General features: G+C 65.4%; 15 protein-coding genes and 1 pseudogene. 9 read left to right on the forward strand and 7 right to left on the reverse strand.

Translation table 11 applies throughout. The features are described 5' to 3' along the window. Positions 1–40: 40 nt before the first annotated feature. Positions 41–877, forward strand: coding sequence for a class I SAM-dependent methyltransferase (locus WJ16_RS18275; RefSeq protein ID WP_069258470.1), 837 nt, complete (start codon positions 41–43; stop codon positions 875–877). A gap of 44 nt (positions 878–921) precedes the next feature. Here the strand turns inward: WJ16_RS18275 and WJ16_RS18280 are convergent, their stop codons facing one another. Together WJ16_RS18280 and WJ16_RS18285 are read right to left on the reverse strand one after the other, a co-directional pair. Further along, positions 922–1,107 (reverse strand): ribbon-helix-helix protein, CopG family, encoded by a 186-nt coding sequence (locus tag WJ16_RS18280; protein WP_069258471.1) that lies wholly within the window; start codon positions 1,105–1,107, stop codon positions 922–924. An 87-nt stretch (positions 1,108–1,194) separates the two neighbouring features. Continuing rightward, complete coding sequence (locus tag WJ16_RS18285; protein WP_069258472.1) at positions 1,195–1,953, reverse strand: YoaK family protein; 759 nt, start codon at positions 1,951–1,953, stop codon at positions 1,195–1,197. A 249-nt stretch (positions 1,954–2,202) separates the two neighbouring features. Here WJ16_RS18285 and WJ16_RS18290 point away from each other — a divergent pair, with 249 nt between their 5' ends. Together WJ16_RS18290 and WJ16_RS18295 are read left to right on the forward strand one after the other, a co-directional pair. Beyond that, entirely contained in the window at positions 2,203–2,553 is a 351-nt protein-coding gene (locus WJ16_RS18290; protein WP_069258473.1) for a hypothetical protein, read from the forward strand. Further along, positions 2,550–2,762 (forward strand): twin transmembrane helix small protein, encoded by a 213-nt coding sequence (locus tag WJ16_RS18295; protein WP_006489184.1) that lies wholly within the window; start codon positions 2,550–2,552, stop codon positions 2,760–2,762. Before WJ16_RS18290 ends, WJ16_RS18295 begins: the two co-directional genes overlap by 4 nt. Before the next feature lie 198 nt (positions 2,763–2,960). Here WJ16_RS18295 and WJ16_RS18300 read toward each other — a convergent pair whose 3' ends face one another. Then, positions 2,961–4,130 carry an AraC family transcriptional regulator gene (locus WJ16_RS18300; protein WP_418219855.1) on the reverse strand — a complete coding sequence of 390 codons (1,170 nt, stop codon included), beginning with the start codon at positions 4,128–4,130 and terminating at the stop codon, positions 2,961–2,963. On the opposite strand from WJ16_RS18300, the pseudogene WJ16_RS18305 reads away from it, so the two are divergent. Then, positions 4,017–4,983: pseudogene (locus tag WJ16_RS18305) on the forward strand (SDR family NAD(P)-dependent oxidoreductase). The gene WJ16_RS18300 and the pseudogene WJ16_RS18305 overlap by 114 nt on opposite strands. Positions 4,984–5,062: 79 nt before the next feature. Here the strand turns inward: WJ16_RS18305 and WJ16_RS18310 are convergent. Next, entirely contained in the window at positions 5,063–6,367 is a 1,305-nt protein-coding gene (locus WJ16_RS18310) for a HipA domain-containing protein (protein WP_069258474.1), read from the reverse strand. Beyond that, positions 6,357–6,641 carry a helix-turn-helix domain-containing protein gene (locus tag WJ16_RS18315; protein WP_069258475.1) on the reverse strand — a complete coding sequence of 95 codons (285 nt, stop codon included), beginning with the start codon at positions 6,639–6,641 and terminating at the stop codon, positions 6,357–6,359. The genes WJ16_RS18310 and WJ16_RS18315 overlap by 11 nt, the downstream gene beginning before the upstream one ends. A 303-nt stretch (positions 6,642–6,944) precedes the next feature. Here WJ16_RS18315 and WJ16_RS18320 point away from each other — a divergent pair, with 303 nt between their 5' ends. Next, entirely contained in the window at positions 6,945–7,655 is a 711-nt protein-coding gene (locus WJ16_RS18320; protein WP_069258476.1) for an MgtC/SapB family protein, read from the forward strand. Positions 7,656–7,857: 202 nt separating this feature from the next. Here WJ16_RS18320 and WJ16_RS18325 read toward each other — a convergent pair whose 3' ends face one another. Beyond that, positions 7,858–9,042 carry a porin gene (locus WJ16_RS18325; protein ID WP_069258477.1) on the reverse strand — a complete coding sequence of 395 codons (1,185 nt, stop codon included), beginning with the start codon at positions 9,040–9,042 and terminating at the stop codon, positions 7,858–7,860. Between WJ16_RS18325 and WJ16_RS34280 the strand changes: the two genes are divergently transcribed. The 3 genes from WJ16_RS34280 to WJ16_RS18335 all read left to right on the forward strand — a co-directional run bounded on the left by WJ16_RS34280 (position 9,041) and on the right by WJ16_RS18335 (position 10,929). Next, positions 9,041–9,406 (forward strand): hypothetical protein, encoded by a 366-nt coding sequence (locus WJ16_RS34280; protein ID WP_157126809.1) that lies wholly within the window; start codon positions 9,041–9,043, stop codon positions 9,404–9,406. The genes WJ16_RS18325 and WJ16_RS34280 overlap by 2 nt on opposite strands. A gap of 120 nt (positions 9,407–9,526) precedes the next feature. After that, positions 9,527–9,871, forward strand: a complete 345-nt coding sequence (locus tag WJ16_RS18330) for a DUF3088 domain-containing protein (RefSeq protein ID WP_069258478.1) — start codon at positions 9,527–9,529, stop codon at positions 9,869–9,871. 50 nt (positions 9,872–9,921) lie between these two features. Beyond that, entirely contained in the window at positions 9,922–10,929 is a 1,008-nt protein-coding gene (locus WJ16_RS18335) for an ABC transporter substrate-binding protein (protein ID WP_069258479.1), read from the forward strand. Between the two features lie 134 nt (positions 10,930–11,063). Here the strand turns inward: WJ16_RS18335 and WJ16_RS18340 are convergent, their stop codons facing one another. Next, on the reverse strand, positions 11,064–11,384 hold the full coding sequence (locus tag WJ16_RS18340) for a hypothetical protein (protein ID WP_069258480.1): 321 nt from the start codon (positions 11,382–11,384) through the stop codon (positions 11,064–11,066). Positions 11,385–12,268: 884 nt separating this feature from the next. Between WJ16_RS18340 and WJ16_RS18345 the strand changes: the two genes are divergently transcribed. Beyond that, positions 12,269–12,694: a MarR family winged helix-turn-helix transcriptional regulator gene (locus WJ16_RS18345; protein WP_069258794.1), complete on the forward strand. Its 426-nt coding sequence runs from the start codon at positions 12,269–12,271 to the stop codon at positions 12,692–12,694. Positions 12,695–12,705 lie beyond the last annotated feature (11 nt).

Genomic DNA, 12,705 nt, shown 5'->3' on the forward strand with positions numbered 1-12,705 from the left:
CGCACGCCCCGATCCACCGTTCGCAACCGAGTCTCCGCTCATGGCCGAGGAACGCATTTCCTACGACGCATTCGTCAGATTTCTGGCGACACCGCTGAACGACGGCCGGCCGTTCGTGCTGGAGACACAGCACGCGCTGTCGCTGCACTTCGACCATTTCGGCACGCAGAGCTTCATGTCGCTCCGCGACCCGGGCCGGCTCGAGCTTGGCTATACGCGCGTGATGATGGGCTTTCTGCTGCTGCAGCCCGAGCCTGCGCACATCTGCATGCTCGGGCTCGGCGGCGGTTCGCTGGCGAAATACTGCTACCGGCACTTGCCCGGCTCGGCGATCGACGCGGTCGAGATCAACCCGGACGTGATCGCGCTACGGGACGTATTCAGGATTCCTTCTGATGACGGCCGGTTCAAGGTGATCTGGGCCGATGGCGCGGATCATCTGGAACGGGCCGATGTCCGCGCGGACGTGATCCTGCACGATGCGTTCGTTGCCGACGGCATGCGGGGCCGGTGTGCGGGCACTGCATTCCTCGCGGCATGCCACGCGCGCCTGAGCGAAACCGGCGTGCTCGCCATCAACTTCATGGACGACGATCCGGCGCTGCCGCAGCATCTCGAGCAGCTGCGAGCGGTGTTCGGCGCGTCGTATACGCTGGTGCCGTGCGGCGACGACAACAATTTCATCGCGTTCGCGTGGAAGGGCGGGAACCGGCTGCCGTCACTGCGCATCCTGCTCGAACGCGCACTGGCGTGCACCAAAGCCGGCGAGCTCAAGCTGGCGGCCACGGCGAGGCGCATGAAGGCGGGGGAGAGCGTCGACCCGCAGCGGATGGTGCTGCTTGCGCAGCCGCACGGGCGGTGGGAAATCGGCGCGTAGCCGCCATGCAAGTGCCGCCACGTGCGTGGTTTGTGCTACCGCGCTTACTTCACGCGCTTGCCGAGCGCGCTCTGGGTCTTGTACGTCACGCCATGGCGGTCGAGATACTCGCGGATCAGTTGCCGCACGACTTGCGAAGGCGTGAGATCCTGCTCCGCGCAGAGCATCTCGAAGGCTTCTTTTTTCGCAGGGTCGATCAGGACGGTCAGGCGGGCGGTTTTCGTTTCCATTGCAGCGCGAGGGTGGTCGATATGTTAATCAAATTATAATCGATCCGCTTTCGGCGCCACCGCCGGAAACGCTTCCCGGGGGCACGCTCAGCGCCTGCTGCGGAGCAACGCGAGCAGATCGTCGATCACCGGCACGATCGCGAGCATGACGAGCATCGCGGCGAGCGGCACGGTCGACACGTACCCCGCACGCTTGAAGCCGATCGCGCCTGCCACGCCGCCGATGAAGAACGCCCCGAGCATCGTCGCGTGAATCCGCAGCTTGGCGCGGTTGGCGATGACCGCATGCGCATCGACGCCGGCCGCCGACCGGTTCCAGTAGAACAGCTTGCCGAGCTCGATGCCGAGATCGGTCACGATGCCGGTCATGTGCGTCGTGCGGATCTCCGCGCCCGACAGCTTCGTGATCGTCGCGTTCTGCAGCCCCATGATGAAGCACAGCAGCGTCACGGTCACCGGCACGAAGAAGGTTTCCCACAGCGCGAGGTGGCTGCCGAGCAGCCCGAACAGGAGCAACAGCGCGGCCTCGACCAGCAGCGGCAGCACGAACTGGCTTTGCAGGCCGCGGCGGCGGCCCCAGTTGACGAGGACTGCCGAGCAGCCTGCGCCGATCAGGAACGAGCCCAGCGAACTGATGCCGGCCAGCGCGAAGCGCACGTCGCCGAGCGCCGTCTGGTCGGCGATCGCCGACACGATCCCGGTCATGTGCGACGTGTATTGCTTGACCGCGAGAAAGCCGCCGGCATTGGTGGCGCCGGCGACGAACGCCAGCGAAAAGCCGAGCTGACGGTTCGCGGTCGCGCTACGGTGTTTTCCCGTCAGATTTCGAAAATACTGCGCTGGCATAGGGGCTTCGCTCGATCGCCGCGGATCGCGGACACGGACGGGAACACCGGCGCCGGACAGCAGGGCTGGCACGCCGCTTGCGGACCGGCACCGGATTGCTCGAATCATGTGATGATTATGATAACGCCATTATCATACTCTGTTATCCCGATGGGGCTTTCAGTACAATGCATGCGGCGCGGCCCGAGCGCGACTTCCCCGTCGGATGGCCGCGCCGCCCGCATGTGCGATCACACTGCCCACCGTTTCATGACCCCGATCAAGTTCATTCTTCGATACACCGCGATCCCGTTCACGGCCATCGTGGCCGTGGTGATCTGGACTGTCATACCATCGTCGAAAGAGATCGATGCGAGACAATATGCGGCGCTGTCGCGCGCATACGCGAGTTTCCCGCTGCCGTTCCGGCGCGCGATCTCGGCAACGATCGACGATGGCCGGATCAACGACCGGCGCTACCAGGCGCTCGTGCGCGATTCGCTGAGCAATGGCGTCGCGCTGGACTGGCCGGCGTCGGGCGTCGGCGCGCTCGCCGACGAACGGCAAAAACTGACCGAACTGATACGGGCCGATTCCGATCTTCAAGGGCATCACCAATGAAAACGCTGCTGGTTTCCGTGGCCTTCGCGATGATCATCGCGAGCCTGATCTTCGCGCTGTATTTCATGAATCACGATCGCGGCAAGTCCAAGCGGATGGCATGGTCGCTCGCGGCGCGCGTCGGACTGTCGGTCACGCTGTTCCTGTCGCTGCTGATCGCTTACAAGCTGGGCTGGATCGAGCCGACGGGGCTGCCGATCGGGCGCTGAACGACGAACGCCCCGCTGCATGCGGGGCATTCGTGCAAATGCGAGTTTGGATTTACAACAATGCTATCGTGATAATTATACTTATCCAGATATCTGTGATTCGAATCAAACCCATCTGGGGAGCGCAGCATCGCCTGCGTGGCTGAAAGGGGGTGGGGCACCAACACAAAAGCGGTAGTAGCGCCCCCCGAGACGACGCTAATCGCCCGATTCGCTCGCGAAGTCATGACGATAGGCACGGGGAGAGCGACCCGCGATGCGCTTGAACGCATGTCCGAACGCGCTGTCCGAGTCGTAGCCGAGCATCTGCGCGATCGCCGATATCGATGCGTTCGAGCGTCGCAGTTCCCGCATCGCGAGCTGCACGCGCCAGCGCAGTACGTACTCGAGCGGCCCGAATCCCAGCCGCCGCTTGAAGTGCAGCGCAAACGTCGAACGCGATACATGGCAGCAAGTCGCAAGCTCGTCGACCGTCCAGCGCCGTGCGGGCTCCGCGTGAATGGCGACGAGCGCCGCGCTCACCCGAGAATCCGCGAATCCGGCCAGCCACCCGGCGTCGCTCTTCGCACCGTCGTCCACATAGCGCCGCAGGATCTCGACCAGCATCATGTGACCGAGATGCCGAACCATCAGCGACGCACCCGGCGACGGCCTGCCGAATTCATGCGCGAGGCGCTGCAGTGCCCAGCGCAATACCGCCGCCTGTTCTGAGTCGCCGCTCACGATCACCACGGGCGGCAAGCTGCCGAGCAGCAACGGCATGCCTTCCTCGTACGAGAAGCGGCCGCCGATCAGGAAGCAGTTCACCGGTTCGCCGTGGTGCGCGATACCGTGTTCGATGTTCCGGTACATGTCGGCGGCGGGCACCGGCGTGACGGATGGGTCGCTCGCCAGCGTAAAAGCCCGCGGCGACGCGAGCAGGAAGCAGTCTCCCGTGCGCAGCCGGACGGGTGGGGTGCCGTCGACGGTCAGCCAGCAACTGCCTTCGACGACCGCATTGAACTTGATGCCCTCGGGCGGCGGAATGGCAACCGCCCACGGGCCGCCGGCTCTCAGTCCGGTGAAATACGAGTCGCGGGTTTCCAGCAGCGACAACACTTCCGACAGCGGATCCACGTTCAAGCTCCGGACGATCTCGACGAAAAGCCGGATTTTATTGCATTCACAGTCCGGAGGTGTCGCCGGAAAATGACCTTGTGCAGCGACGCGACCGACAGGCGGCGCGTGCTGCGCGCATCGTTCCAGGAGCCTTCCATGACGAGCAGGCAACACCCCCTTCATTCCGGATTCGACGCCGCATCGACGGCAAGCGACGTACTGGCCGATCTCGACCTTCACGGCAAGACCGCCATCGTCACGGGCGGCCATTCGGGTCTCGGTCTGGAAACGACGCGCGCGCTGGCGCAGGCCGGTGCGACCGTCGTCGTCGGCGCACGGCATGCCGATGCCGCGCGCGATGCAACACGCGGCATCGCCGGTGTGGAGATTGCGGTACTCGACCTCGCCGATCTCGCAAGCGTGGCCGCTTTCGCGGCGCGGTTCGTCGATGCGCGACGCGACGTGGACATCGTCATCAACAGCGCGGGCATCATGGCGTGCCCCGAGACCCGCGTCGGCGACGGCCGGGAAGCACAGATGGCCGTCAACCATCTCGGCCACTACGCGCTCGTCAACGGGCTGTGGCCCGTGCTCGCGCAGCGCGACGGGGCCCGCGTCGTCTCGGTGTCGTCCCTCGGTCACCGGCTGTCGCCGATTCGCTGGGACGACATCCAGTTCGCCCGTGGCTACGACAAATGGCTGGCATACGGGCAGTCGAAGACCGCCAACGCGCTGTTCGCGGTGCAGCTCGACGCGCTCGGTGCCCCGTTCGGCGTGCGCGCCTGGTCGTTGCATCCGGGCAAGATCGCAACGCCGCTGCAGCGCCACCTGACACGCGAAGAAATGATGGCGCAGGGCTGGGTGGACGAGCACGGCGTGCCGATCGATCCGACGTTCAAGACCCCCGCGCAGGGCGCGGCAACCCAGGTATGGGGCGGCAACGTCGCCGCGCCTCGCCGGCATCGGCGGCGTTTATTGCGAGGATTGCGACGTCGCGGTGGTCACGCAGGGCGACGAGGAGTCGGGCGTGCGGCCGCATGCGATCGACCCGGAAGCCGCAGCGCGTCTGTGGGCGTGGTCCGCGCAGCAAACCGGAATCGATGCCTTCGCGGTACGTCGCTGAAACCCGAGCGCACACGGCGAAATACGCAGGCGCGTGCGCAGACCGGAGCCGGCGGCCGGCGCGAAATCCGTGCGGCCGCTCACCCGCGCGCGTTGCGAAGCGCGCGGCTCATCTCCGCGATCGGCATCGCGACAATCGAGTTCAGCAGGCGGATTTCACCGGCGTCGGGGCGTGCGATCTCGCGCACTTCGTCGAGCGTTTGCGCGACGTTGCGCTCGAGCGGCTCGAGAAAGCGCAGCAGTTCGCTTTCCGCGGCCTTGTCCCTGAGCCCGAGCGCGCTGCCGAACGCGACCAGCGCGCCTGTGTCGATGTCGGAGAAGCGCGTCGCCGAGCCGAGCGGCATCGTCAGCTCGCAATGCGGCCAATCGTCGCCGCGATGGTCGGGCCGGTGCGTGGGCGTGTGATAGACGACCGTGCTGACGAGGTCGTAGAACGGCGCAAGCCGGTAGCCGCGCGCGTCGACGAAGAACGACAGGTTTTTCAGGTGCGCGTCGCCATTGCCCACCACCACGTTGAAAATCGTCCAGCGGAACACTGACAGGCGCGCCAGCGCGCGCGTGCTGGTTTGCGCGATCGCGCGGCCGAGTTCTTCCGCGTTCGCACGCTGGTACTTGAAGCCTCGATCGTAGTTCAGCAACTGCATCGCATCGATCGTATGCAGGCGTGCGGCCGGCTCCGCCGAGGTATCGCGGTCGAAACGGTCGATCACGTAGCAGGCGGACGGCGCACGCAGGAAATGCACGTCGGGAACGTCGAGGCCCATCCGCTTCGCGAGCTTCATGCAGAAGAACTCGTTGATCGCCGAATGCGGATAGCCGGCGGCGCGCATGTCCGGCTTCAGCAGATGCATCGACGGCTCGCTGCCGACCGGTTCGAACAGCGTGTAGTCCGGCGCTTCGCCGCGCAGGATCAGCAGCAGCTTCTGCTGCGCGCCGGCCGCCGACATCCGCTTGGGCGCGGTGGCCGTCAGCGCGCGCTGCGGCATCGCCTGGATGCGGCGTTCGAGTTCGTCGAACGAAAGCGGCTGCCGGCTGCCGGGCGCTTCCTGCTCGCCGTCGGCCAGCAGCGTGAGCGCGCCGGCCGATTCGCGACCGAAATACGCGAGCAGGCCCCACGCATCGGCCGCATCGACCTTCGCCTCGCGCGCAAGCGACGTGCGCATGCCTTCCTCGGGCAGCAGGTTGTCGAAGAACCACTGCACCGGGCGATCGGTCGACGTGTCGGTGAACGGGGCGGTGCGCAACGCGAAGGCCGGCGACAGCGGGTACGCGGCCGGATTGGCCAGCCATTGCGGGTCGTACGCGAACGACCAGATTCCCTTGTCGTCGGTCAGCGTGCCCATGCGCATGCCGTTCGCGGATGCGATCAGCGTTCTAGCCGCCATGCGCGCTCCTGCGACGTTGCGCAGCCTTGATCGCGGTGGCTTCGGCGATCTCGACCGACGACTCGGCGTACAGCCGCACGCCCAGTTCCGCGAGCAGCAGCCATACCTTGCCGATCTGCGCGGTCGGCTTGCCCGCTTCCACATGGCTGATGAACTTCGGCGACAGCCCGGTCGCGTTCGCGAGCGCGTCGCGCGTGAAGCCCTGCTGAAGCCTCGCCGCACGCACGAGGTGGGCCAGGGCGCCGATCGTGTCGACGGATTGACTCTCCGACATGACGCTCTCCGTGTTTCGTATCCGATCGGGAACAGTATCGCACAACTCACCGATCGAGGCGCGCTTTCGTTTCCATACGGGAACGAAACTGCCGTTGCCTGCTGTCAAACGTCGCGTCGTATCCGGTCGGGTACAGAAATGGCGGGAAAATCCGGATAGAGAGCACTTTCGTATCCGGTCAGGTACGGTTCCAGGGCACTTCCGAACGCGCAAAGCAGGTTCGATCCTTGCGTCCTGCCAGCGGCGTCGAAGGCGTTCGCGTGACGCACGACGCATGACGATTCGAACACGAAGGAGGCGCCCATGGAGCCGATGCCGGCCGTACTGCAGTGGAGCGACGTGCTGATCAGGGTCGTGCTGTCGCTCGTCGCGGGTGGGCTCATCGGCCTCGACCGCAGCGAATCCGGCAAGACGGCCGGACTGCGCACGACGATCCTCGTGTGTTTCGCCGCGTGCCTGGCGATGCTGCAGGTCAATGCGCTGTTGCCGCAGGCGGGCAAGCCGCAGGGTGCGTTCGCCGTGCTCGATCTGATGCGGCTGCCGCTCGGCATCCTGACGGGGATGGGCTTCATCGGCGGCGGCGCGATCCTGCATCGCGACGGGCTGGTGTCCGGCGTCACCACGGCCGCGACGCTGTGGTTCGTGACGGTCATCGGCCTGTGCATCGGCGGCGGCCAGTTGTCGCTCGGGGTGCTCGGGCTGGCGCTCGCGCTGCTGGTCATCTGGCCGCTGCGGTTCGTCGAAAAGCGCCTGCGGCGCGTCAGGACCGCGCTGATCGCAGTCGAATATCCACGCGGCTCGGCGGCGCGCGAACGGCTGATCGAGAGACTGCGCGACGCCGGCTTCACGTGCCGGACGCGGGGCTTTCACGAAGCGGCCGCGCACGCGGAGCGCGAGGAAGAGCTGCTCGTGCAGTGGCGCGAAGCGGCCGCCGCCGACGTGATGCTGAAGCAACTGATGCGGATCGTCGAATCGGCCGGCCTGACGTCGGTCCGCTGCTCGACGGAGAACTGATCCGCGCGGCTGCCACGCGATCGACGGGCTCGTCCGCGAAAACGCACGCTACACGATGCATTCGCGGCCCGACGTCAGCACAGCAAGCCGGCGTCGCGTGGCAGCGGCAGCACCCGTTCTCGGCAAGCCGGCACGGCGCGGCACACAACGATTCCCTCGTTGCTTAACGCGCGGCGCCCCGCCGCGCCCGGCCTGCGCGCGGTCAGAACTTCACGCGCAGCCCGCTGACGACCGCAACCTGCCGGTTCGTCGACGACGCGCTGCCGATGTTCGCAATCGACGCGATCGCGCGATAGCCGCCCGCCGTGGACGTGCTCGGATCGCCGGCCGCAAGCTGGTAGATGCCGGACAGGTAGAGGTCGGTACGCTTCGACAGCGCATAGTCGAACCCGAGCGTGAACTGGTGCCAGCGCGGCTTGAGCGTCTGGCCGCCAGTGCCCGGCAGGCCGCTCGCGCGCCCGTCGGTGAACGTGTAGACGCCGATCAGCGTGGCCGCCGGCGTGATCTGGTAACGCGCGTTCACGTCGTAGTTGTTGAACTTGCGCGACGAGCCGTCGAGATAGTCGAGCTGCGTGTGGCTCCACGCGAAGCCGAGCGTCGCACGACCGAGCGCATAGTTCGCGCCGACCACGCCGATCTGCTGCTTGCGCACGCCGCCGTTCAGCCCGTAGAAGAACGCGCCGCTGTAGTCGTTGCCGGTGGTCGACGTCGCGCCGCCCACCGCGCCGCCCGTATTCGACGTCGCATTCGGATGATTGAAGCGCACGTAGCCGGCGCCTGCCGACAGCGGGCCGTTCACGTAGTTCGCCGACGCGCCCCATGCGTTGTTGTTCGAGAAGCCGGTGCCCGCGCCGCCGTTGGCCTGGTTGCTGAACGCATAGAGCAGGTCGGCCGTGAAGCCGGCGATCGTGTCGCTGCGGAACTTCACCGCGTTGTTCAGCCGGAAGCTCTGGTTCATGTTGTCGTTGTCGCCCACGTGCGTGGCCGGCGACCAGAAACCCGACCCCGAGTATTGCGCGACGAGGTCGGTGATCGGCTCGTACTGGCGGCCGAAGGTCAGCGTGCCGAGCCCCTTGCTGGCGAGGCCCACGTATGCGGAACGGCCGAACAGGCGGCCGCCCTGGCCGAGCCCGCCGTCGCTCGGCCGGAAGCCGCTTTCGAGCGTGAAGACCGCCTGCAGGCCGCCGCCGAGATCTTCCACGCCTTTCAGGCCCCAGCGGCTGCCGCTCAGCTTGCCGCTCGTCTGCTGGATGTTGCTTGCGCCCCCCTGGTTGTTCGTATAGGCGAAACCGGCGTCGACGACGCCGTACAACGTGACCGAGCTCTGCGCATGCGCGCCGACCGAACCGATCGAAACCAAACCCAGGACTACCGATTTCTTGATCATGACTATCCTCTGTTTTTATGGGTACGTCTGCGAGGATCACGATGCTATTGACGACGGCCGTGCCGGCGAACGGTCGATCCGTGATTTGCAAATCGCTGCGCGGCCGAATTGCAATGTGCGTTGCCGCAAACCCGGCATGTGCGCCGCGATCGCGTCCGGCGACCCTGCTGCGGCGAACACATCGTGCGAACGGCGAACGTCGCGCGGCGGAAACACGCGGGCGTCGTCATATCGATCGCTGAAATCGTTCGATGTCCGCAATACACGCAGCTACGCTTGCGATGTTTTTACGCAACGTCCGCTTTGCGGCGCTCGCCCGATGCGCTACGTGCGCCCGCATATCGATTCCGCAAAACGTTGGTAGGACCGTGCAACGCGTGACGGTAGAGTCGGGCGTCCGGCCAGGTGTCGGCATGCTCCGGGAACGGCAAGGTGCGCAAGTGCGTTCGTCCCGGTTGAACAACTCACACGGGAGCCATTGGATATGAGTCGCGATGTGCTGTTTCTGCTGGAAGCGGGCTTTGCCGATCCGAAGCATCCGGGCCGGCGCTTCGTCTGCCCGCATGGTCTGTCGATCGAGGGGCTGCTCGCCAGCGCGCCCGATCGCGCGGATCGAATCGACGTGAAACGCGTCGGCTTCGAGCGGCCGCGACACGCGGTGATCGACGCGCTCGACGATGCACACCAGGGGCTGCCGGTGCTCGTGCTCGGCCGCGACCAGCCGGCGCCGGACGACGCGCAAACGCTCGGCGACGTGCGCTTCGTCACCGACGCGCGCCGCATCCTCGAACTGCTGGCCGAACGCCACGGCTTTCCGGTGCTGCATTGACGCGGCAACGTTCATTTCCCGATCGAGCGACCGGTCGACAGGAGCACCCGATGTCGTCAATTTTGGCGGTACGCCGCCGTTTGCTGCTTGCCGGCGCCGCGCTCGTCGCGGCGCCATTCGCCCCATTGACCGCGAAGGCCGCATTCGCCGCCCCCGCGGTCAATGCCGATCTCGCCGGCACCACGTTGCGCGTCGCGACCTACAAGGGCGGCTGGCGTGCGCTGCTGCAGGCGGCCGGGCTTGCCGACACACCATACCGGATCGAGTGGCGCGAGCTGAACAACGGCGTGCTGCACATCGAGGCGCTCAATGCGGATGCGCTCGACATCGGTTCGGGCAGCGAAATTCCGGCCGTGTTCGCCGCGCGCCAGAAGGCCAACGTGCGGCTCATCGCGCGCGTGCGCGACGACCTGAACAACCAGGTGACACTCGCGCGCAAGGACACGTCGATCCGCAGCATCGCGGATCTGAAGGGCAAGCGCGTCGGGTACGTGCGCGCCACGACGTCGCACTACTTCCTGTATCGCCAGCTCGCGGAAGCCGGCCTGAGCTTCGACGACATCCAGCCGATCAACCTGTCTCCGACCGACGGGTTGTCCGCCTACGACCGGGGCGACATCGACGCGTGGGCGATCTACGGCTACAACGGCCAGCTCGCACGCAATCGCTACGGTGCGCGCGTGCTGAAGACAGGGAAGGGCTATCTGTCGGGCAATTTTCCGGTGTACGCGAACCCGCGCACGCTCGACGACGTGCGCCGTCGTGCGGCGACGGGCGACCTGCTGCTGCGGTTTCGGCGCGCATATGCGTGGGCGAACGGACATTTCCGCGACTATGCGCTCGTGCAGAATCGCGAAACGCGCGTGCCGGTTGCCGATCTCGTCGCGATGTTCGAGCAGCGCAGCGAGGATTACGCGCTGCTGCCGGTAACGCCCGACGTGATCGCGCAGCATCAGCAGGTCGCGGATGTATTCGCGCGGATCGGTGTGCTGGACGGGCCGGCGAGTGTCGCGCCGCTGTGGGATACCTCGTTCAACGCGCTACTGGCGGCGACGTGACCGGAGGCAATGAGAATACGCCCGCGTGAGCGGAGCATTCGGGTGAACACGCGCCGTCTCAAGCGCCGCTTTCCGCGCATGAACGGGGCTTCAAGCCCGGCGTGAGGTTTGCCGGGCAATCCTGCGGGAGCGGGTCAGGCGAACGTCGTCGCGACCATGATGCCGAACACGACGCCGATCGCAATCCCGCAGAGCCGGCCGTAAATCGATGCGCGCACGTTGTCGTCGAGCACGAACGGCGAGCGCTTGTGCTTCCAGACCGTGCTGAATGCGACCGGGCGGGTCAGCAGCGCGATGCATGCGATCAGCACCGGCGTCGCGATGAGCATCGCGATGCGCTGTCCGTTCCAGTCGACACCGTGCATCGCCAGCGAAACGATCGCCGCAAGCGGCATCTCGACGCACAGGCCGAGCAACGAACCGTTGACGAATGAATCTCCGGGAGACTGGAACATGATCGGTGTAAGCGTTCGGATAAAATCGGCGCCCGAGTCGAGCCCCGAAAATTAAAATCACGGCGGGCGCCCACGGTCGGTCGACCGCGTTCGGCATCAGCCAGGATGACGGCCGGATACTACGGCAAATCGTGCGCTCGTTGGCGGTCATTCACGCTATTTAACAAACGTCCGGAATAGCCGCATTTTGATGCTGCGCCGGGGTACCGCGCCGTGGTGATAATCGGGCGACCTTGGCGCCGTTTGCATGCGCGTATGCAACGCCCGTGCTCCTGAAGCGCAAGCTCGATATTGCGCGTCTTTATCCTTTATCAGACTCGCCCATGAGAAGACACACGAGTGAGTTCGATCCCTTCGCCCGCGAAGCGATAGTGATCAGGAAACCTTCGGGGAATGACGCACAAAGGAACATGCCCGCCGCAGTGGACGGGCAGGATTCAGGCGAGACGGATTACCACCGGAATCGATTGCCCGACAGCAGGGAGTGGGCACCCCAGCCGTCAGCGTGATACGTGACACTCGGGATGTAGAGCGGGTAATAAGGCCGATTGCCCGCCCATCCATTGCGGGATCTCGAAGGGGAATCTCGAGATGGCTGCGAGCGACCCACATGCAGTATATTCGGCGACGGGACAACGCCTTGGCTCGCCGTTCCCGCATACGAGTGTGTCGAATAACCGGGCTGCGCGACGACCAGGGCGACCAGCAGCGGTATCGAAATGCCGTCCACTTCTCCTCACCGATTCAGGTTGATGGGGTCAATCCACAATGCGACCGAAGCAGCGACCGATGAAAGCACTTTGCACTCCCCGTCACGCGCGCCTATATTTTAGGTCACGTGATGACATGATTCCAGAAAACTCCCGGTGTTCACGGAGTTCGTGATGGCAGCAAGCAATCGAAAGGCCGGCGCAAGCGTCACGAAACACGACCTCGAGCAGCTATCGGAATTTCGCTACCGTCTGCGGCGTTTTCTGCGTTTCTCGGAGGAAATCCTGCGCGCCGAGGGGCTGACGCCTTTGCAGTACATGCTGATGTTGCACACCTGTGCGTTTCCGGACCGCTCGTGGGCGACGGTCGGCGAGATTGCCGAACGGCTGCAGGCGTCCTCGCATGGCACGGTGGCGCTCATCACGCGCTGCGAAGCGGCCGGGCTCGTCCGGCGTCGGACGAGCGAGCAGGATCGAAGGCAAGCGGAGATCCATCTGACGGAAAAAGGGGCGAATTGCTTGCGCAAGGTTGCGGCTTTGCACAAGTCGGAAATCCAGTCGTTCGGCTGGGCTTTCCAGGACGTCACCGATATCAACTGAGCGCGCGCCAG

The organism is Burkholderia metallica (assembly GCF_001718555.1).
In the GTDB taxonomy this organism is placed as follows: domain Bacteria; phylum Pseudomonadota; class Gammaproteobacteria; order Burkholderiales; family Burkholderiaceae; genus Burkholderia; species Burkholderia metallica.